This is a genomic window from Nocardioides sp. (genome assembly GCF_047606145.1).
GTDB lineage: Bacteria > Actinomycetota > Actinomycetes > Propionibacteriales > Nocardioidaceae > Nocardioides.
The window spans coordinates 1-19318 of the sequence record NZ_JASGET010000015.1 but is presented as its reverse complement, the minus strand read 5'-3'; the positions used below and the strand labels follow the sequence as shown (position 1 = coordinate 19318).

At 70.1% G+C, this 19318-nt stretch carries 16 protein-coding genes, 1 tRNA gene and 2 pseudogenes; 15 read left to right on the top strand and 4 right to left on the bottom strand.

The genetic code is table 11. The features are described 5' to 3' along the window. Positions 1–117 precede the first annotated feature (117 nt). From QM638_RS01850 to QM638_RS01825, 6 genes and pseudogenes are all read left to right on the top strand, one after another. Positions 118–202: transfer RNA gene (locus tag QM638_RS01850), tRNA-Ser, on the top strand. A gap of 437 nt (positions 203–639) precedes the next feature. Then, entirely contained in the window at positions 640–729 is a 90-nt protein-coding gene (gene kdpF / locus QM638_RS01845) for a K(+)-transporting ATPase subunit F (protein WP_415140227.1), read from the top strand. Beyond that, a complete protein-coding gene (gene kdpA / locus QM638_RS01840) occupies positions 729–2390 on the top strand; it encodes a potassium-transporting ATPase subunit KdpA (RefSeq protein ID WP_415140226.1) in 1662 nt (553 codons plus the stop codon). The genes kdpF and kdpA overlap by 1 nt, the downstream gene beginning before the upstream one ends. Continuing rightward, positions 2387–4588, top strand: a complete 2202-nt coding sequence (gene kdpB / locus QM638_RS01835; protein ID WP_415140225.1) for a potassium-transporting ATPase subunit KdpB — start codon at positions 2387–2389, stop codon at positions 4586–4588. The genes kdpA and kdpB overlap by 4 nt, the downstream gene beginning before the upstream one ends. A 7-nt stretch (positions 4589–4595) precedes the next feature. Further along, positions 4596–4907 (top strand): annotated as a pseudogene (locus tag QM638_RS01830) (potassium-transporting ATPase subunit C); the annotation flags it as partial. A gap of 345 nt (positions 4908–5252) precedes the next feature. Then, positions 5253–5489 (top strand): annotated as a pseudogene (locus QM638_RS01825) (potassium-transporting ATPase subunit C); the annotation flags it as partial. A gap of 37 nt (positions 5490–5526) precedes the next feature. Here the strand turns inward: QM638_RS01825 and QM638_RS01820 are convergent. Continuing rightward, positions 5527–6258 (bottom strand): response regulator, encoded by a 732-nt coding sequence (locus tag QM638_RS01820; RefSeq protein ID WP_415140224.1) that lies wholly within the window; start codon positions 6256–6258, stop codon positions 5527–5529. 135 nt (positions 6259–6393) lie between these two features. On the opposite strand from QM638_RS01820, the gene QM638_RS01815 reads away from it, so the two are divergent. The 6 genes from QM638_RS01815 (at position 6394) to QM638_RS01790 (ending at position 11934) form a co-directional block, all read left to right on the top strand. Further along, entirely contained in the window at positions 6394–8886 is a 2493-nt protein-coding gene (locus tag QM638_RS01815; protein WP_415140223.1) for a DUF4118 domain-containing protein, read from the top strand. Positions 8887–9120: 234 nt separating this feature from the next. Next, a complete protein-coding gene (locus QM638_RS01810; RefSeq protein WP_415140222.1) occupies positions 9121–9714 on the top strand; it encodes an inorganic diphosphatase in 594 nt (197 codons plus the stop codon). A gap of 298 nt (positions 9715–10012) precedes the next feature. Then, the gene (gene crcB / locus QM638_RS01805; protein ID WP_415140221.1) at positions 10013–10546 is read left to right on the top strand and encodes a fluoride efflux transporter CrcB; all 534 of its coding nucleotides are present in this window, start codon (positions 10013–10015) and stop codon (positions 10544–10546) included. Beyond that, a complete protein-coding gene (locus QM638_RS01800; protein ID WP_415140220.1) occupies positions 10543–10914 on the top strand; it encodes a fluoride efflux transporter FluC in 372 nt (123 codons plus the stop codon). The genes crcB and QM638_RS01800 overlap by 4 nt, the downstream gene beginning before the upstream one ends. A gap of 189 nt (positions 10915–11103) precedes the next feature. After that, positions 11104–11388 (top strand): DUF211 domain-containing protein, encoded by a 285-nt coding sequence (locus tag QM638_RS01795; RefSeq protein ID WP_415140219.1) that lies wholly within the window; start codon positions 11104–11106, stop codon positions 11386–11388. After that, positions 11389–11934, top strand: coding sequence for a hypothetical protein (locus QM638_RS01790; protein ID WP_415140218.1), 546 nt, complete (start codon positions 11389–11391; stop codon positions 11932–11934). 84 nt (positions 11935–12018) lie between these two features. Here the strand turns inward: QM638_RS01790 and QM638_RS01785 are convergent, their stop codons facing one another. The 3 genes from QM638_RS01785 to QM638_RS01775 all read right to left on the bottom strand — a co-directional run bounded on the left by QM638_RS01785 (position 12019) and on the right by QM638_RS01775 (position 16922). After that, the gene (locus tag QM638_RS01785; protein ID WP_415140217.1) at positions 12019–13776 is read right to left on the bottom strand and encodes an esterase; all 1758 of its coding nucleotides are present in this window, start codon (positions 13774–13776) and stop codon (positions 12019–12021) included. Between the two features lie 205 nt (positions 13777–13981). Beyond that, positions 13982–15592 (bottom strand): DHA2 family efflux MFS transporter permease subunit, encoded by a 1611-nt coding sequence (locus QM638_RS01780; protein WP_415140216.1) that lies wholly within the window; start codon positions 15590–15592, stop codon positions 13982–13984. 193 nt (positions 15593–15785) lie between these two features. Beyond that, a complete protein-coding gene (locus QM638_RS01775) occupies positions 15786–16922 on the bottom strand; it encodes a hypothetical protein (RefSeq protein WP_415140215.1) in 1137 nt (378 codons plus the stop codon). A 311-nt stretch (positions 16923–17233) separates the two neighbouring features. Between QM638_RS01775 and QM638_RS01770 the strand changes: the two genes are divergently transcribed. Genes QM638_RS01770 through QM638_RS01760 form a run of 3 tightly spaced genes read left to right on the top strand, consistent with a single transcriptional unit; the run spans position 17234 to position 19259 of the window. Then, positions 17234–18370, top strand: coding sequence for a sensor histidine kinase (locus tag QM638_RS01770; RefSeq protein WP_415140236.1), 1137 nt, complete (start codon positions 17234–17236; stop codon positions 18368–18370). Then, on the top strand, positions 18367–19032 hold the full coding sequence (locus tag QM638_RS01765; protein ID WP_415140214.1) for a response regulator: 666 nt from the start codon (positions 18367–18369) through the stop codon (positions 19030–19032). Before QM638_RS01770 ends, QM638_RS01765 begins: the two co-directional genes overlap by 4 nt. A 5-nt stretch (positions 19033–19037) precedes the next feature. Beyond that, positions 19038–19259 (top strand): hypothetical protein, encoded by a 222-nt coding sequence (locus tag QM638_RS01760; protein WP_415140213.1) that lies wholly within the window; start codon positions 19038–19040, stop codon positions 19257–19259. Positions 19260–19318 lie beyond the last annotated feature (59 nt).

Genomic DNA, 19318 nt, shown 5'->3' with positions numbered 1-19318 from the left:
GACTTCCTGGTGGCCGCTTCGGTCAGGTGCACCTCCCGCTACCACGACCGCAGCGTCCTGTCCCATGTCCGGTACCGGATTTCGAACCTTACAGCCGCAGATTGTAAGGTCTCCGGCGGTGGCGTGTCCGAGCGGCCGATGGTGCAGCACTCGAAATGCTGTGTAGGGAGACCTACCGAGGGTTCAAATCCCTCCGCCACCGCCCAGGGCCCCGACCAGATCGGGGGCCGGCAAGTGACGAAGGTCCGTTCCGGAGAGTCTCCGGGACGGACCTTCGCCGTTCGTGGCTCGACGGCGTTCCCGGCCGTTGTGACGGCTCCGTCCGTCGGCCTGGCCGGCGTGTCCTCGATCGGGCTCGAAGCACCGCGATGGCGACGAGTCGGGGCCCGGCCGCTGATCCGTCGAGCGTGCCCGTGAGGATGGCGTGAGGACCGTGCGATGAAGCCGTGAGAGGCGGCCGACGGGACCGCTTTCTGGCGTTGACTCGTCGATCGTCCGGCGGAGAGCCGCCGGGTCGCTGGGGCCGCGCCTGGCCCCGCTGTCTGTGATGGAGTTCGCCGTGGCCGACTTCTGGGCCGTCGTGGTGACGGCCGTGGTCTTCGCCGTCTTCGCCCTCGTGACCTGGGGGGTGGGAAAGCTGTGAATGCGGTCAACGCCGTGGGGCTCGCCCTCTCGGTCCTGGCGACGATCTACCTCGTCCTCGCCCTCATCAAGCCGGAGCGGTTCTGATGAGCGACACCTGGGCAGGCATCTTCTTCCTGCTGACCCTGGTCGGTGCACTCGCCGCGGTGCACCGCCCGCTGGGCGACTACATGGCACGGGTCCTGACCGGCACCCGTCATCTCGTGATCGAGCGAGGTCTCTACCGGGCCGCGGGCGTCAACCCGCAGGCCGACCAGACCTGGAGCCGGTATCTGCGGTCGGTGCTGGCCTTCAGCCTGGTCGCGGTGCTGTTCCTGTACGCCTTCCTGCGGATCCAGCACCACCTGTGGCCGCCGTACGACGTGCCCCAGATGACGGCCGACCAGTCCTTCAACACCGCCGCCAGCTTCGTCACCAACACCAACTGGCAGTCCTACTACGGGGAGAGCGCGCTGGGCTACGTCGTGCAGATGGCCGGCCTGGCGGTGCAGAACTTCGTCTCCGCGGCGGTGGGCATCGCCGTGGCGGTCGCGCTGGTCCGCGGCTTCGCCCGTCACCGCACCGATCGACTCGGCAACTTCTGGGTCGATCTGACCCGGATCTGCCTACGGATCCTGCTGCCGATCAGCATCGTGTTCGCGATCGTGTTCGTCGCCTCCGGGATGATCCAGAACCTGCACGACTTCCAGACGGTCCACACGCTCAGCGGCGGCACGCAGACGGTGCCCGGCGGGCCGGTCGCCTCCCAGGAGGCCATCAAGGAGCTCGGCACGAACGGCGGTGGCTTCTTCAACGCCAACTCGGCCCACCCGTTCGAGAACCCGACGGTCTGGACCAACTGGCTGGAGATCTTCCTGCTGCTGTGCATCCCGTTCTGCCTGCCGCGGACCTTCGGCCGGATCATCGGCGACAAGCGGCAGGGCTACGCGCTCGTCGCGGTGATGACCACCCTGGCGCTCGCGAGCGTGACGCTCCTCTTCGTCTTCCAGGGCCTTCATCACGGCACCGTGCCGACGGCGATCGGCGGAGCCACCGAGGGGACCGAGACCAGATTCGGCGTCTACGACTCCGGCACGTTCGCGGCTGCCACGACGCTGACCTCCACCGGCGCCGTGGACAGCTTCCACGACTCCTACACCAGCCTCGGCGGAGCGATGACCATGCTGAACATGATGCTGGGCGAGGTCGCCCCCGGCGGCACCGGCTCGGGCCTGTACGGCATGCTGATCCTCGCGGTCATCACCGTCTTCGTCGCGGGACTGATGGTGGGCCGGACCCCGGCGTACCTCGGGAAGAAGATCGGGGGTCGCGAGGTCACGTTCGCCTCGCTCTACCTGCTCACCACGCCGGCGCTCGTCCTGGTCGGAACCGCGCTGGCGATGGCCTCTCCCACCGCGCGCGCCTCGATGTGGAACACCGGCGCACACGGACTCTCCGAGGTGCTCTACGCCTACACCAGCGCCGGGAACAACAACGGATCGGCGTTCGCCGGCATCGGGGTGAACACACCCTGGTACAACTACTCGCTCGGCGTCGTCATGCTCCTGGGCAGGTTCCTGCCGATCATCTTCGCGCTGGGACTTGCCGGCTCGCTCGCGCGCCAACGACCTACGCCGGTCTCGGAGGGCACCCTGCCCACCCACCGTCCACTGTTCGTCGGCATGGTCACCGGCGTCGCCCTGATCCTCGTCGCACTCACCTACTTCCCGGCCCTGGCACTGGGGCCGCTCGCGGAGGGCCTGACATGACCGCCCACACTCCTGGCGACCCCAACACTCCCGGCCGCCGTCCAGATCATCCAGATCACCCAGATCACCCAGATCGCCCCGGTGCACCGCACCGAGTCCGGGGCGGTCTGCTGGACCCGAAGATGCTGTGGATCTCCGTCCCGGACGCCCTCCAGAAGCTGGACCCGCGCACGCTGTGGCGCAACCCCGTCATGTTCGTGGTCGAGGCCGGCGCGGTGTTCACCACCGTCATCGCGGTCGCCAGCCCGAGCGTGTTCGCCTGGCTGATCGTGGCCTGGCTCTGGCTGACGGTGCTCTTCGCCAACCTGGCCGAGGCGGTGGCCGAGGGCCGTGGCAAGGCCCAGGCCGACGCGCTGCGCCGTGCGAAGACCGACACCGTCGCCCGACGCCTGATCGACCCCGGTGACCCGGGCGGCGCCGAGGAGTCGGTACCGGCGCCGCAACTGCGTCAGGGCGACCGGGTGATCGTCGAAGCGGGCGGGATCATTCCCGGCGATGGCGATGTGATCGAGGGCATCGCGAGCGTCGACGAGTCCGCGATCACCGGCGAGTCCGCGCCGGTCATCCGGGAGAGTGGTGGCGACCGAAGCTCGGTCACCGGTGGCACGAAGGTCCTCTCCGACCGGATCGTGGTGGAGATCACCCAGCGACCCGGCGAGAGCTTCATCGACCGGATGATCGCGCTGGTGGAGGGCGCCAGCCGGCAGAAGACTCCCAACGAGATCGCCCTCAACATCCTGCTGGCGTCGCTGACGATCATCTTCCTGCTCGCCACCGTGACGCTGCAGCCGCTGGCGATCTTCTCCAAGGACCAGCAGCCGGGCATCCCGGACAGCGCGGCCCTCGACACGAACGGGATCACCGGCATCGTGATGGTGTCCCTGCTGGTCTGCCTGATCCCGACCACCATCGGCGCGCTGCTCTCGGCCATCGGCATCGCGGGCATGGACCGGCTGGTGCAGCGCAACGTGCTGGCGATGTCGGGGCGCGCCGTGGAGGCCGCCGGGGACGTCGACACCCTGTTGCTGGACAAGACCGGCACCATCACGCTGGGCAACCGGCAGGCCAGTGAGTTCGTGCCGGTGGGCACGGTCGACGTGGCGGAGATGGCCGACGCCGCCCAGCTCTCCTCCCTGGCCGACGAGACACCTGAGGGCAGGTCGGTCGTCGTGCTGGCGAAGAACGCCCACGGGCTGCGCGAGCGCCATCCCGGTGAGCTGGTCCACGCGACGTTCGTGCCGTTCAGCGCGCAGACCAGGATGAGCGGCGTCGATCTCGCCCGGTCCGGCGCCGAGCCGGGCCGCGAGATCCGCAAGGGCGCGGCCGGGGCCGTGATCGCCTGGACGACCGCGCACGGCGGCCAGGTCCCCGCGCAGGTCGGTGAGATCGTCGACGGGGTCAGCGCCTCCGGCGGCACGCCGCTGGTGGTCGCCGAACGCCGAGGGGACGGCGCACCGCACGTCCTCGGTGTCATCCATCTCAAGGACGTGGTCAAACAGGGCATGCGCGAACGCTTCGCGGAGCTACGCCGGATGGGCATCCGCACCGTGATGATCACCGGGGACAACCCCCGGACGGCCAAGGCGATCGCGGACGAGGCCGGCGTCGACGATTTCCTCGCCGAGGCCAAGCCCGAGGACAAGATGGCCCTGATCAAGCGGGAGCAGGAGGGCGGCAAGCTGGTCGCGATGACCGGCGACGGCACCAACGACGCCCCCGCCCTGGCCCAGGCCGACGTCGGCGTCGCGATGAACACCGGCACCTCGGCGGCGAAGGAGGCCGGCAACATGGTCGACCTCGACTCCGATCCGACCAAGCTCATCGAGATCGTCGAGATCGGCAAGCAGTTGCTGATCACCCGAGGGGCGCTGACGACGTTCTCGATCGCCAACGACGTCGCCAAGTACTTCGCGATCGTCCCGGCGATGTTCGCCGCCATCTATCCCGGCCTGGACAAGCTGAACGTCATGCGCCTGGCCTCGCCCGAGTCCGCCATCCTCTCGGCGGTCATCTTCAATGCGCTCGTCATCGTCGCGCTGATCCCGCTGGCGCTGCGTGGGGTGCGCTACCGGCCCTCCAGCGCCAGCTCGATGCTGCGGCGCAACCTCTACGTCTATGGCCTGGGCGGCATCGTCGTGCCGTTCCTCGGGATCAAGGCCATCGACCTGATCATTCACGCCATCCCTGGAATCGGGTGACCCCGTCATGTCCACCATCCTCAACGCGCTGCGGCAGCATCTGACCGGCCTGCGCATGTTGCTGATCCTCACCGTGATCCTCGGCATCGGCTATCCGCTGGTCGTCACGGCGATCGCGCAGATCCCCGGCCTGCGCAGCCGCGCCGACGGATCACTCGTCTCCTACCAGGGAGAGGTCGTCGGCTCGGCACTGATCGGCCAGTCCTTCACCGACAAGAACGGCGATCCGCTGCCGCAGTACTTCCAACCGCGTCCCTCCGCGGCGGGCGACGGCTACGATCCGACCGCCTCCGGCGCCAGCAACCTCGGGCCGGAGTCGGTGGTGGACACGCTCGCCGACCCGGCGGACACATCCGACTCCGGCACGCAGAGCCTGTTGACCCAGGTCTGCACCCGCAGCGTGGAGATCGGCCGGCGGTACGGCGTGGACGGCTCCCGGCCCTACTGCAGTCCGGACGGCACCGGCTCGGTGCTCGCGGTGTTCTGGTCGGGACCCGGCTACCACGGCCACGTGACGCGGGTCGTCAGTGTCAACCAGGGACCCGGCTCGACCCCGTTCATCTCCCGCTACCACGGCGTCGATGTCGAGCTGGCCGCCTACGGCGAGGACTACTCCACCGGTCAGATCGTCACGATCCGCGGGGACGCCCCGGCGGACCCCGCCGTCCCGGCCGACGCGGTCACCGCCTCGGGGTCCGGTCTCGACCCTGACATCAGCCCCGCCTACGCGCGCATCCAAGAGGCCAGCGTCGCCCGGGCCCGGGGCATCGGCGTCGAGCGGGTCGCCGACCTGGTCGCGAGGTACACCACGGGGCGCGGCCTGGGGTTCGTCGGCGAGTCCCGGGTCAACGTGCTCCGGCTCAACCTCGCCCTCGACCGGCGGTACCCGGTCGACCGGTAGCCGGTCCGCGCGGTCAGCGTCGGGCCGGCCCCGATCGTCAGGGCTCGAAGCGGTAGCCCATGCCCGGCTCGGTCAGCAGGTGGCGTGGGCGGCTGGGCTCGATCTCCAGCTTGCGCCTCAACTGGGCCATGTAGATCCGCAGATAGCTGGAGTCGGTGTGGTCGGGGCTGCCGCGCAGCTGGGTGAGGAGCTCGCGGCGCCCGACCAGGCTGCCGGGTCGTCGTACGAGGGCCTCCAACAGCTGCCATTCGGTGGCGGTCAGGTGGATCCGCTCTCCGCTGTCCTTGTCGGTGATGACCTTCGAGGTCAGGTCCACGGTCGCCCGACCGACCTCGAGGGGCGGTACCTCCTCCAGCGGGGCGGCGTGGCGCACGGCGGCACGGATCCTGGCGAGGAGCTCGTCGATGCTGAAGGGCTTGGTGACGTAGTCGTCGGCGCCGAGGTCGAGGGCGGTGACCTTGTCGGCGCTGTCCGAACGCGCCGAGAGTACGACGATCGGCGTGGTCGCATAGGCGCGCACCGCTCGGATGACGTCGAACCCGCTGACATCGGGCAGGCCGAGATCGAGGAGCAGCACGTCCGGCTGCCGGGCCGCTGCCGCGGTCAGGCCTCGGGTGCCGGTGTTGGCCTCGATCACCTCGTGGCCGCGGGCGGTGAGGTTCATCGCGAGGGCGCGGAGCAGAGGCTGCTCGTCCTCGATGACCAGCACTCGGGTCACGGATCCTCCTGTGGCGGCCAGCCCGTCGGCCCGTCCCTCTCCCCGGCTCATCCGGCTCATCCGGCGCTGCCGGGACGGCGGCGACGCTACCACCTGCGACCGGGCCGTTCGGGCGGGTCGGCGTGAGGAATCCGTGAGAGTCCGCGCGAGTGCGCGACCCCGCACGACCGGTGGCTCGATGATGGAGTGGTGACCAGGGGTCAACTGCGCGTCTACCTCGGCGCGGCGCCCGGCGTGGGCAAGACGTACGCGATGCTCGGCGAGGCGCGTCGCCGTCGCGAGCGCGGCACCGACGTCGTGGTGGGCTTCGTCGAGTGCCACGGGCGCAAGCACACCGAGGAGATGCTCGAGGGGCTGGAGGTGATTCCCCGGCGCACCGTCTCCTACCGCGACACGCTGCTGCCGGAGATGGACGCCGAGGCGATCCGGCGACGTCACCCCCAGGTGGTCCTGGTCGACGAGCTGGCCCACACCAACGTGCCCGGGTCGCGGCACGAGAAGCGCTGGCAGGACGTCGAGGACCTGCTCCGGGCCGGGATCGACGTCATCACCACGGTCAACGTGCAGCACCTGGAGTCGCTCAACGACGTGGTCGAGAAGATCACCGGCGTGCCGCAGCGCGAGACCGTCCCGGACGCGGTCGTCCGCGCCGCCGATCAGATCGAGCTGGTGGACATGTCCGCCGAGGCCCTGCGGCGACGGCTCGCGCACGGCAACGTCTATGCGGCGGAGAAGGTCGACGCCGCGCTCTCGAACTACTTTCGCACCGGCAACCTGACCGCGTTGCGCGAGCTGGCGCTGTTGTGGGTCGCCGACCGGGTGGACGACGCCTTGCAGCGCTACCGCGACGCGCACGGCATCAGGGGCACGTGGGAGGCCCGTGAGCGGGTCGTCGTCGGCCTGACCGGTGGACCCGAGGGGGAGCAGCTCATCCGCCGGGCCGCCCGCATCGCCGCCCGGTCGGGGGCGGGGGACCTGCTCGCGCTCTACGTCGCTCGATCCGACGGTCTGGCCGGGTCGGACCCCGCCTCGCTGGGGGAGCAGAAGCGACTGGTCGAATCGCTCGGCGGCACCTTCCACCAGGTGCTCGGCGACGACATCCCCGCCACCCTGCTCGCCTTCGCGCGGGCGGAGAACGCCACCCAGCTGGTCCTGGGTGCCAGCCGTCGACCGCGGTGGGCGGCGCTGTTCGGCCCGGGGATCGGTGCGACCACGATCCGGGAGTCCGGCGACATCGATGTCCACATCGTCACCCACAGCCGCATCGGCCGCGGTCGCCGGCTGCCCGTCGCGCGAGGCGGCATCAGCGCAGCCCGCCGCTTTCGCGGCTACGTGCTCTCCGTCCTCGTCCCGATCCTGCTCACCTCGGTGCTGCTGCCGATCGACGACGCGTTCAATCTGGTCGGCGACGTGCTGCTCTTCCTCCTCCTGGTCGTCGGTGTCGCGCTCGTCGGTGGGATGGGGCCTGCGCTGGTGACCGCCTTGTTCGGCTCCGGCCTGCTCAACTTCTTCTTCACCCCACCGGTGCACACGCTGACCATCCAGAGCCCGAGCAACGCCCTGGCGCTGCTGGTCTTCATCCTGGTGGCGATGATGGTCAGCTCGGTGGTCGATCTGGCCGCCCGTCGTACCCGTCAGGCCGACCGCGCGGTGGCGGAGTCCCAGCTGCTGGCACACCTGGCGAGCAGCCCGCTGGCAGGAGCCTCCGCCCTGGACGACATCTTGGAGAGGTTCCGCGAGACCTTCGGGCTCGACTCGGTGGCGCTGCTCGACGACGAGGAGGGCCAGTGGCGCCCGCTCGGCGTGGCCGGTGCCGAGGCGGCGACCCGGGTCGAGGATGCCGACACCACCATCCGGGCCACCGACCAGACCGTGCTCGCCCTGAGGGGCCGTGCGCTGGCCGCCGAGGACCAACGCATCGCCGGCGTCTTCGCGGCGCGCACCGGCCAGGCCGTCCAACAGATCCGGCTGGCCCGGGCGGCCGCCGAGGCCGCGCCGCTGGCGGAGGCGAACAAGCTGCGCACGGCTCTGTTGGCCGCCGTCGGCCACGACCTGCGCACCCCGCTGGCCACCGCGAAGGCGGTGGTCAGCGGATTGCGCAGCCCCGGCGTGGCGATCTCGGATCCCGACCGCGCCGAGCTCCTCGAGACCGCCGAGCAGGCCCTCGACCGGCTCACCGCCCTGGTCGGCAACCTGCTCGACATGAGCCGTCTGCAGGCCGGGGCCATGCCGGTCGACCTCGCACCCACCGACGCCGACGAGGTGCTCGCCCAGGCCCTGGACGCGCTCGACGCCGAGCCACGATCGGTGCTGCTGGAGGTCCCCGATGATCTGCCGCGGGTGCGGGCCGACGCCGGTCTGCTCGAGCGGGTGATGGTCAACCTGGTCGCCAACGCCCAGCGGTTCTCTCCACCCCGGCACCCTCCGCTGGTCACCGTCAGCGCGTTGCAGGACCGGGTCGAGATCCGGGTCATCGACGCGGGCCCCGGCATCCCCGCCGACAAGTACGACGAGATCTTCCTGCCGTTCCAGCGCCTGGGCGACACCGACACCAGCACCGGCATCGGCCTCGGTCTGGCCGTGGCACGCGGCCTGGTCGAGGCCATGGACGGCACCCTCACGCCGGAGGAGACCCCCGGCGGCGGGCTCACCATGGTCGTCTCGCTGCGAGCGGTCTGATCTGCGTCGTCCGGCTGGATCGCTCGCCCCGCGGCGTCGGCCTCGGTGCCCGGCCCAGCGACACCGTGCCGGCCGCGCGCCAGCGAGCACACGGTTCGAGCGCACCGCTGGCGGTTCCTCCGCCCGGACCCGTAGGCTCGGATCGGGCGATGGGTCCCGCCTGCGCCGTCGAGGTGGCGGCCGAACCGCCGGGTGAGCTGATGGTCCCTCCGTCCGAACCATGGAGGAGACCGCATGTCCGACCTTCCCGATCCCGAGCCTCTCGCCCAGGCGCCCTCGCCCGAGGCCAGCGCGCGCGTCGGCGCGCGCCCGGTGGGGACGGAGGCCTTCGACGTCGTCGTCGAGGTCCCCGGCGGGTCCCGCAACAAGTACGAGATGGACAAGCCGACCGGCCGGATCTACCTGGACCGAACCCTGTTCACCGCGGCGAGGTATCCCGCCGACTACGGCTATGTCGAGCACACCCTGGCCAGGGACGGCGACCCCATCGACGCGCTGGTCCTCGTCGCCGAGCCCACCTTCCCGGGCTGTCTGGTCCGCACCCGCGCCGTCGGCGTCTACCAGATGAGCGACGAGAACGGACCGGACGAGAAGCTGCTCTGCGTCCCGGCCGAAGACCCACGCTGGGAGCATCTGCGCGACATCGACGACGTGCCCACGCATCTCCGTGAGGAGATCGCTCACTTCTTCGACATCTACAAGGCCCTCGAGCCCGGCAAGCACGTCGACGGCTCGCACTGGGAGGGCACCCGATCGGCGTACGCCGAGCTCCATGCGGCTCGTCGGCGTCACCTCGAGCACGGAGGCCGCTCGGCAGCACCCGTCTAGCGCAGGCTCTTCGTCTTCTTGTCGGGGGAGCGGACCCGGCGTCGGCACGCTTACGCCGTGCCACGCCGGACCGCGCCGGCGCGAGCCGGGGCACTCACCGGCACCAGCCGCTTCCGGGCGCGTGCATTTCGGTGCGGGCCGATCCGCAGGCTAGCGTGGGAGATGCGGTCCGAGTCTCGGACCGGCGGCGGAGGGGCCCGCCGTCCTCCAACCGTGACGCCATCGTTCACCAACGGTCCCTTTCCTGAGGCCAGCCTCGGCTCATCGAGGCCGCACGCTCAGGTGAGGAGCAGGACCTATGGCAGAAGGCACCGAGCCGGCTCACGAGCCCACCGCGACGGTCGACGGCGGCTGGGAGAGCGAGCCGGTCGATCCGGACACCGGTGACGAGCAGTGGCCGCGCCACGCGACCCGGCGCCAGCGGCGCGAGCATGCGCGCCTGCTCGCGACCATCGCGGCGGGCGGCATCCTCGGTGCCTGCGCCCGCTATGGCGCGGGGCTGAGGTGGCCGGTGGCTCCCGGCTCGTTCCCCTGGACGACGCTGTGGATCAACGTCATCGGATGTGGCGCCATGGGCATCCTGATGGTGCTGGTGACCGAGCGGTTCGCCGCCCACCCCCTGGTCCGCCCCTTCCTCGGCACCGGAGTCCTCGGTGGGTTCACCACCTTCTCCACCTACACCGTCGACGTGCAGCGTCTCCTCCAGTTGCGGGCATCGGGGACCGGCCTGTCGTACCTGGCCCTCACTCTGGTCGGAGCCGTTCTCGCCGTCTGGATCGGCGCCACGCTCACCCGGGCGGTGGCCCTGGGTCCCCGCCGGAGGCGTCTGTGAACTGGCTGATGGTGATCCTCGGCGCCGCGGTCGGAGCACCCCTGCGGTACACGATCGACCGGGTCGTCCAGTCCGGGCACGACACCGTGTATCCGTGGGGCACGTTCAGCGTCAACGTCGTCGCATGCGCGATCCTGGGATTCCTCACCGGTGCGGCGTCGGTGGCCGCCGTGCCCGCCGCGGTGCAGGCCCTGGTCGGGCCCGGCCTCGCCGGCACCTTGAGCACCTACTCGACGTTCTCCTTCGAGACGCTACGACTGGCCGAGACCGGATCGCGCTACTTCGCCGGCGCGAACGCGGTGGTCAGCGTCGTGGCGGGGCTCGGCACGGCCTACCTGGCCACGGCACTGGCCCAGGCGCTCTTCTGATCTCTCTCCGACGCGGCCGCCGGGCTGGGACGGGCTGGGACGGTGCGGGCACGGACCGCCCTCGTGGGGGGACCGACCCGGAGACCTGTCTAGACTGACGCGGGGCGATGGACCTCGCCCGAGCCCTCGGGCCGAACCGCGCCGGTGCTGATAGGTCCTACCTCCGACGATGCACAGAGGCGGTAGGGCATGCCCATCAGACGGCTGGCCTTGGACGTGGACAAGGTCGTGGACCGGCCCGAGATGATCTCCCTGGCCCGGGCGATCGAGGAGATCGACGGGGTCGCGGCGGTGAACATCACGGTGAACGAGATCGACATCGAGACCGTCGGCACCGTGATCACCGTCGAGGGGGAGGACATCGACAGCCAGGCGCTGTTCGTGGCGATCGAGAGGGCGGGCGCGGTCCTCCACAGCATCGACGAGGTGGTCGCCGGCGAGCGGGTGATCGAGTCGGTCACGCGCGTGCGCTAGATGGCGCGCCGTACCGGGTGGGGACGGATGCCGGTGCTGCCGACCCTTCTCGGGCTCAGCGACGGCATCCTCAGCGCGCTCGCGCTGGCGGCGGGCGCGATCCTGCGTGACGGAGGCGGGCGACTCGACGTCGCGCTCGCGCTCCGGGTCGGGGTCGCCTGCCTGGTGACGGCGGCCTTCACCATGTTCGTCGCCTTCTACGCCGAACGGCGCACCGACCTGCGCCGTGCCTCCCGGCAACTGAACCTGACCGAGCCGGGCCGATTGGCCGCGACCAACCTCGGGCGCCAGGTGCTCGAGGAGTCCCTGGTCGCCACCCTGGTGGCGGGGGTGGCGAGCTTCGTCGGCGCGGTGGCACCGCTGCTGCTCGGCATCCTGCTCCCGGTGCCGCCCTCGGCGACCCTGGTCATCACCGTCGGCGCCCTCGGTGCCCTGGGGTGGGTGATCGGCACCATGCTGGCCGCGAGCAGGCTGCGCTGGTGTCTCGCGATGCTCCTGGGCGGGGTGATCGTCACGGTGGTCGGGGCGATGCTCGACATCGCCTGAGCTCGGTGACCGGTCTCCAGATCGCCCGGGTCACCCGCGTGCTCGCACCCGGGTCCTCGAGCCGGGCCCGGGTGCGAGGCCCGGTCAGTTCGCGACGGTGGACTCCACCCACTCGATGAAGTTCGTCGTGGAGTCGCCGGTCCGCTCGGCCTCGGTGTGCCCGAGCCCCCACACGGTGGCGAAGTCGACGTCGCGGACGCTGCGATAGCTCTCCAGCGCGAGCGCGAGGTTGACCTCGGTGGTGTTGGCCGTGTCGCCCTGCATGATGCCGGTGCGGATCCGCCAGTGCGGTGCGACCGTCGACTCGCCGTACCCCCGGTAGAACGACGTCAGGTAGTACAGCGGGTTGTACATGTCGGCGCGGTAGGCCATCTTCTTGCCCACCGAGTCGGTCTCGGCGAAGTCGCTGGTGTACTCCGAGGCGGCGTAGTCCGAGGACCAGTCGGAGTAGGTGGCGTACGTCGTCTGGTTGGCGGCGATGACGTCGCGCGACACCGGTGCGAAGTGGGCGGCGGTGGTGCCGAAGCCGAAGACCAGGTTCTCCGTCTGGCCGCGGCTCACGCCGTCGAAGGCGCCGACCGGCTTGCTGGCGCTCTTCTGGCTCTCGACGAACCCGGAGAGGCTGAGCACCTTCGCCGTGTTGGTGCTCGAGTCGTAGGTGACCCAGGTGCTGTCGGTGTTGAGGTAGTCGATGTAGTCCTCGACGGTGTCGTACGTGGTCGAGGTCGCCGTGCTGCCCGGACCGCCGCCCGAGCTCATCGTGTAGGGGAAGGTGTTGTCGGACAGGAAGTTGTTCAGCGAGGTGGTGATCACCGAGATCAGGTGGTCGTAGTAGCTGCCCGAGAGGTAGATGCCGTCGCTCGACTTGGTCAGCTTCAGGCGCTTGCCGTGCTTGTCCCGGAGGTCGAGCTTGTTCTGGTAGGCGGCGAAGGCCTCGCTCAGATCGGCGGAGTACGCCGAGGTCCAGGTGCCGGAGGCGCGGGTGTCGGTCGAGCCGAACTGCCCCATGTTCCACTCGTAGGCGGCGTTCGCGTAGTCGAGGTTGGTGATCGGGCACCAGGCCATCGCGCCGGCGATGGCGTCGCTGATCGGGGTGTGCCGGCTCCGCCCGCGACCGGGCTTGGTCATCGCGGCGCCGATGGAGTTCAGGTACGGCGTGTAGAGCTCGCTGTCACCCGAGGCGCCCATCACGGCCGTCTGCGCGCCGCCGCCGCTCATCCCGAAGACGACGACTCGCTCCTGGTCGCCCGGGAGGAGGTCGGCGTTGTAGCGGATGTAGCGGACCGCGGCCTTGAGGTCGACGACTCCCCACGGAGCGTCGTCGGAGCGATCGCTGGTCGAGCCGTCGCGGCCACGCAGGCCCGGCCAGACGTAGATGAGCCCCGCCTCGAGGTAGTCCGACACGTCGTCGTAGCTGTAGCTGGTCGGTGGGTTCTGCGCGGCGTACCCGGGGGTGTTGACCGGGAAGACGAGGGGCGCGTTGGTCGCTCGGTAGGACCCGACGCTGCCCTTGCGGTTGATGGTGGCGGTGTAGGTGCTGCCGTCGCTGTTGGCGGTGGCGCTCAGGTAGGCGCCCGGCACGTAGATGCCGAGGTTCTCGTAGTCGGTGGTGGCCGGGTTGGTCACGTAGGTGATGCCGAGCTGGTAGTAGACGTCGTTGGTCTCGTCCCACTGCCACGCGGTGTGATCGAGCGTGAGGGCGCTGGTCTGCGACGACGTCGACGTCGATCCGGCCGAGGCCGAACTGCTCGAGCTGGCGAGCTTCTTGGAGACGCCTCCGGTCAGGCCGAGCGCGGCGAGCGCGGCTGCACCGTGCAGCACGGTCCTTCGATCTGTGTCCATCTCAGTTCCTCCAGGGTGACGGGGGTCAGGACCGACCCGGGAGCGAACCTAATGTGGCGAGGCTCACAGGAACTGTGCGTTCGATAATAACTCTGCCAATATCGTGAACAATTTCGTTCGGGATCGCTTCTCCGCGCCGAGGCAGTGAATCGGCTGTGGATCCGCCCGGAGCTTCGCCGGGACTCGGCGGGGCTCAGTGCGGGGCTCAGTGCGGGATGGCCGCGGTGGTGTCCTGCTCCTCCTCCGGTGCCGCCGGCTCGTCCCGCCGGCGGCGGGGGAGCATCAGCGCGGGCACGAGGGTCAACGCGACCAGCGCCCAGGCGACCCAGTAGGTGTCGGCGAAGGCGGCCGCGCCTTGGACGAGGCCGCGCTCGGCCACGTCCGAGCCGAGTTGGAGGGCCTTCGCGATGCCGGCGTACTTCTCCGGCTCGGTCTGGGAGAGGATCCCCGCCTCGGCCTCGGTCAGCCCCCCGGCCAACCCCGAGATCTGGCTGCTGCCGGCGATGGTCGGCGAGCCGTTCAGGTGGTCGGTGAGCAGCACCGACATGGTCGCGACGCCGCAGGAGCTGGCGATCTGCTGGACGATGTTCACCAGCGTCGACCCACGGGCGGCCTCGTGGTGCTTGAGCGTCTTCAGCGCCGCGGTGAACAGCGGCATCATCGTGGCGCCCATCCCCAGGCCCATCACGAACAGCGTCGCCATGATCCAGATGAACGGGGTCGTGGCGCCGATCTGGGTCAGGCCGAACAGGCCGACCAGGATGACCACCAGACCGATCGGCGTGATCCGGCCGATCGGCACCCGGTCGGCGAGCGTGCCCGCGATCGGCATCGTCAGCATGGCGCCGAGGCCCTGGGGAGCGACCAGCAGCCCGGCGTGCAGGGTGGACTGGCCGCGGATCTCCTGGAAGTACGTCGGCACCAGCAGCAGACCGCCGAAGAACGCGCCGGCGAAGAGGAACATCGTGATCACCGACACGGTCAGCTGCCGGTTCCGGAACAGCCGCAGGTCCAGTAGCGGGTGCTTCGGCCGGAAGGAATGCCAGATGAACCCGACGATCAACGCCGCCCCGACGACCATCGAGGCCCACACCCTGGGCGCCCCCAGGGTGCCCTCCTGCGGGATCGAGGAGACCCCGAAGAGGAACAGCGCCAGCCCCGGGGACATCAACAGCATGCCCAGGAAGTCGAAGGACTCCGACGGCTCGGGGGAGTCCGACTCCAGCACCCGCCAGGCGTAGATCAGGGCGATCAGGCCGATCGGGACGTTGATCAGGAAGATCCAGTGCCAGCTCGCCACCTGGATCAGCCAGCCGCCGAGGATGGGGCCGAGGATCGGCCCGAGCAGCATCGGGACGCCGAGGACCGCCATCAGCCGGCCCATCCGGTGCGGCCCCGCGGCCCGGGTCATGATGGTCATCCCGACCGGCATCAACATGCCGCCGCCGAGGCCTTGGAGCACCCGGAACCCGATGAGCGCCTCGATGGTCCACGCTGTCGAGCACAGGGCGGAGCCGAGCACGAACAGGGTGATCGCGGTCATGTAGAGCCGCTTGGTGCCGAGTCGGTCGGCGGCCCAGCCGGAGAGCGGGATGACCGTGGCCAGCGCGAGGGTGTAGGCGGTGACGGTCCAGGCGACGTGCGCATAGGAGACCGGCTCCTCGGCCGAGCCGAAGACGGTCTGGAAGGTCGGCAGCGCGACGTTGACGACGGTGATGTCGAGGATCGACATGATCGCGCCGAGCACCACCACTCCGGCGACCTTCAAGACGGCGGCATCCAGGCCGTCGGGATGTACTGGTTCGGCTGAGCTCATGGCGCCCCCTTGCGAGTCCCGACGAGTCTAGATCCGGTCGGCCCGGGTCCGTCAGTGCAGCGCGATGCGACGAGCGGCGCCATCCGGCTCCCGGATCGGGCCGATCCAGATGGCACCACTCGTCGGCTGGCCGGTCGGCCCGAGAGCCGCAGGCCGGGTCGCCCCCTGCCCGGTTAGACCGGTGGCCCGGTGACTACTGGGTCCACGCGGACTGCATGTCCGGGCCGCTCAGGTAGAGGTTGATCTGCTGGCCCTGGAGCTTGCCGTTGTAGTACTGCAGCACCTGCAAGGTCTCGCCGGAGGCGGCCGTCGGCTGGAGCACCGGCGTGCCGCCTTCGGCGACCTTGTTGTCGATCCACTCCTGCTCGGCCTCCTGCGCCTCGGTCATGTCGTCCGGGATGAAGGCGGAGTCGGTGCCGTAGCCGTAGACCTTGCCCGGGATGATCGCCCCGGTCACCACGATGCCGAGCTTCTTGTCGATCACCAGGTCGGTGCGTGCGTTGTCGTCGTGTGGGCGCCCGGTGGGCCAGTTGCAGCCGAGCGGCTCGGTGGTGCCGGTTCCGTCCGGTCCGGGGTCGACGACATGCCAGCCGACCTCGGTGAACTGGCAGTCCGAGGCGACGTCGACGTCGAACGAGCTGCTCGGGTCGAAGGTGGCCTCGCTCAGGCTCTCCAGGTCCGCTCGACTGGCCTTCTCCCGGCCCTTCGGCGGCGACATCCACTGCTTGTAGTTCTTCGACAGCTCGCTGGCCGAGAAGGAGAAGCCATGGTCGCCGCGGGAACGGTTGACGTAGAGCTCCAGCTCGGTGACCTGCTTGTCGACCACCTTGATCCGGCCCCAGAGCACCGACTTCTTGCTCTTCTTCCCCTCGTTGATGTCGAGGGCGAAGTACGCCGAGGAGTTGACCGTGTCGATGGCCAACAGGTCGGGGTCACCCGAGGAGGTCAGCCCGAGGCCGGTCACGGTGCGCCACAGGGTCATCATCGGCAGCGCCGCAGGGTGGGAGTTCTCGGTGGCCTGGTACTCGTCGGCCAACGGCACGATGTCGGGGTCGTGCCACACCATCGACTTCAGGATCTTGTCGACGATCCGGGTCATGCAGGAGCGCGAGCACTTCGTGGCGGACGCCTTGGCCGTCGAGACGCTGGCGAGGTGGGTGGCCGAGGCGTGCTGGGCGGCGTACGTCGATGCCGGTGCGCCGGCCAGCGCGAGCATCGTCAGGCCGGCCGAGGCGGCGACGAGCCACGTCCGCCTGAGGCGGCGCGACGGTGTCGTTCGTGGGGCCGGTCGTGGGGCCGGTCGTTCGTTGTCGTCGAGTTGATCGAACATGGACTTCCTCCGATTTCCTATCGCCGGTGCTCCCGATCGATGTGACCGGGGTCACGAGATGACGGTTCGTCAGTCAAGTCGGAGAACCGGCGAGGCGAATCGTGCAGGCGCAGCAACCGGCTACTGCGTTCGCAGTACGTCGAGTGCCCGACCGTCGCTCGCCGCTACCGAGGACGTGGCGGCTGTGCCAGCATCCGGGCATGGGTGCCGTCCGATTCGTCCCACTACAGGCGAGGCGGATGAACCGGCGGCCGAGGCGCTGGCCCGGCGGTCGGTCTGGCCGGCGTGCCGGCTGGTGGGCGGTGACCCTGATGGTCCAGGCCACGATCCTGGTCCTCTGCCTGGTCGCCTGGGGCCGCGGTGGCACTCCGTTGTCGACGGCGCCGACTCCGACCACTGCGAGCGTCGCCGCGGTCGTAGCCGCCGCCGTCGTGCTGCGGAGCCGAGCCCCGTGGGTCTTCCTGGCGGTCGCCGCACTCGCGGACCTGGCGGCACTGGGCGGGCCGGGCGCGCCGTGGCCGGGCTTCGGCTTCGAGTTCGCGTTCATGGTCGCGGTCTACGCCGTCGCCGCCCAGACTCCGACCCGGTTGACCTGGGCCGTGGTCGCGGTGATCGGTCTGGTGGAGGTGGTGCTGGTCGAGGTGCGCCTGGAGACCCCCCTGATCGGGCTCTATCCGGTCTCGTTGGTCGCCTATGCCTGCCTGGCGGCGGCCGTGGGTCAGACGTCCTATCTGCGCGACCGGCTGATGGAGCAGATGGCCTCCCGGGCCGTGGAGGCCGAGCGTGGCGCCGCGGCGGAGGCTCGCCGACGGGTCGCCCAGGATCGGCTCAGGCTCGCTCGCGAGCTGCACGACACCGTCGCACACCAGCTCGCGGTGATGAACCTGCACGCCGGCGTGGCCGAGGTCGCCGTACCCGCCGACGCGCCCGAGGCACACGAGGCGCTCCGCGTCATCCAGGACTCGGCGCACGCGCTGCTCAGCGACATCGATGCGCTGATGGGAGAACTGCGCGGCGGCGACGGTGGTCAGGGCTTCGAGACCGCGGTCGAGGAGCGCTCGCTGCGGGAGATCCCCGCTCTGCTGAGACAGCTCGCCGACCAGGGCGTCACGGTCGAGCTGGCCTGCTGTGGGGAGAGGCCCGACCTTCCCGGTGACCTCGATGCCGCGGCGTACCGGATCGTCCAGGAAGGCCTGGTCAACGCGGTCAAGCACGGCTCGGCGCTGACGCCGGTGGACCTGCGGATCGACTACGCCGCCGACGAGATCCGGATCCGGATCAGCAACACGGTGGCCGTCGGCGCCCGCCCCACCCGCCGTGGTCGCGGGCTCAGCGGGATGGTCGAGCGCGCCGCGACCTGGGGCGGCACCGTCACGCGGTGTCGGGTCGACGGCGAGTTCGTGCTCACCATCGTCCTGCCGCTGGTGGTCCTGGCGGGCCGACGATGATCTCGGTGGTGCTTGCCGACGACCAGGCCCTGATCCGCTCGGCGCTGCGTCAGCTCATCGCCTACACCGAGGACATCGAGGTGACCGGAGAGGTCGAGGACGGCGAGGCTGCCGTTCGGGCCGCGGAGCGGCTGCGGCCCGACGTGGTCCTGATGGACCTGCGGATGCCACGCTTGGACGGGGTTCGTGCCACCGAGGCCATCTGTGGGCTCGGTCTGCACACCCGGGTCCTGGTGGTCACCACCTACGAGAACGAGGCGAACGTCCTTGCCGCGCTGCGCGCCGGTGCCAGTGGGTTCATCGGCAAGTCGGCCCGCCCGCACGACATCCTGCACGCCATCCGCACCGTCCATGAGGGTGAGGGATTGCTCTCTCCGCGGGCGACCCGGATGCTCATCTCCCGCTACACCGCGGATGCTCCGGCCGCGGCCGTGCCGTCCACGGCGTACCTCGCCCGGCTGACGGTCCGCGAGCGCGAGGTCCTTCGCCTGGTGGGTCTCGGACTGTCCAACACCGAGATCTCCCGCCGGCTCGGCATCTCACCGGTCACCGCGAAGACCCACGTCAACCGCACCATGACCAAGCTCGCCGTGCACGAGCGCGCCCAACTGGTCATCCTGGCCTACGAGTCCGGACTGGTCACGCCGCGTGGAGTGGGTTGATCGCGATGTCGCGACGCCGCTCGGCCGCGATCGCCCCGAGTTCATCTCATGCCGTCGGGCTGCGGCGGGCGTCGTACGGCGCATGGATCGGCACCCAGTGGCGCATGCCCGCGACGACGGCGGGCACCAGCGATCCGATCGCCTGGCCGGTGTCGCCGAGCGGGCGCCACAGCGAGCGGAACGTGGTACGGCCCTCGTTCGCCGTAGACGGCCCGGCGCTGCGATGAGGAGTGCGGTGACGCGTACGTCGTCACCAAGTAGACCGATGAGGAGTGCGGTGACGACG

What these genes read in the sequence shown, in the direction of transcription:
- QM638_RS01785 (WP_415140217.1), bottom strand. Translation starts at nt 13,776, where the DNA reads ATGGACACAGATCGAAGGACCGTGCTGCACGGTGCAGCCGCGCTCGCC.
- QM638_RS01770 (WP_415140236.1), top strand. Translation starts at nt 17,234, where the DNA reads ATGGTCCAGGCCACGATCCTGGTCCTCTGCCTGGTCGCCTGGGGCCGC.
- QM638_RS01810 (WP_415140222.1), top strand. Translation starts at nt 9,121, where the DNA reads ATGTCCGACCTTCCCGATCCCGAGCCTCTCGCCCAGGCGCCCTCGCCC.
- QM638_RS01765 (WP_415140214.1), top strand. Translation starts at nt 18,367, where the DNA reads ATGATCTCGGTGGTGCTTGCCGACGACCAGGCCCTGATCCGCTCGGCG.
- crcB (WP_415140221.1), top strand. Translation starts at nt 10,013, where the DNA reads ATGGCAGAAGGCACCGAGCCGGCTCACGAGCCCACCGCGACGGTCGAC.
- QM638_RS01775 (WP_415140215.1), bottom strand. Translation starts at nt 16,922, where the DNA reads ATGTTCGATCAACTCGACGACAACGAACGACCGGCCCCACGACCGGCC.
- QM638_RS01795 (WP_415140219.1), top strand. Translation starts at nt 11,104, where the DNA reads ATGCCCATCAGACGGCTGGCCTTGGACGTGGACAAGGTCGTGGACCGG.
- QM638_RS01760 (WP_415140213.1), top strand. Translation starts at nt 19,038, where the DNA reads ATGTCGCGACGCCGCTCGGCCGCGATCGCCCCGAGTTCATCTCATGCC.
- kdpA (WP_415140226.1), top strand. Translation starts at nt 729, where the DNA reads ATGAGCGACACCTGGGCAGGCATCTTCTTCCTGCTGACCCTGGTCGGT.
- kdpB (WP_415140225.1), top strand. Translation starts at nt 2,387, where the DNA reads ATGACCGCCCACACTCCTGGCGACCCCAACACTCCCGGCCGCCGTCCA.
- QM638_RS01780 (WP_415140216.1), bottom strand. Translation starts at nt 15,592, where the DNA reads ATGAGCTCAGCCGAACCAGTACATCCCGACGGCCTGGATGCCGCCGTC.
- QM638_RS01790 (WP_415140218.1), top strand. Translation starts at nt 11,389, where the DNA reads ATGGCGCGCCGTACCGGGTGGGGACGGATGCCGGTGCTGCCGACCCTT.
- QM638_RS01820 (WP_415140224.1), bottom strand. Translation starts at nt 6,258, where the DNA reads ATGAGCCGGGGAGAGGGACGGGCCGACGGGCTGGCCGCCACAGGAGGA.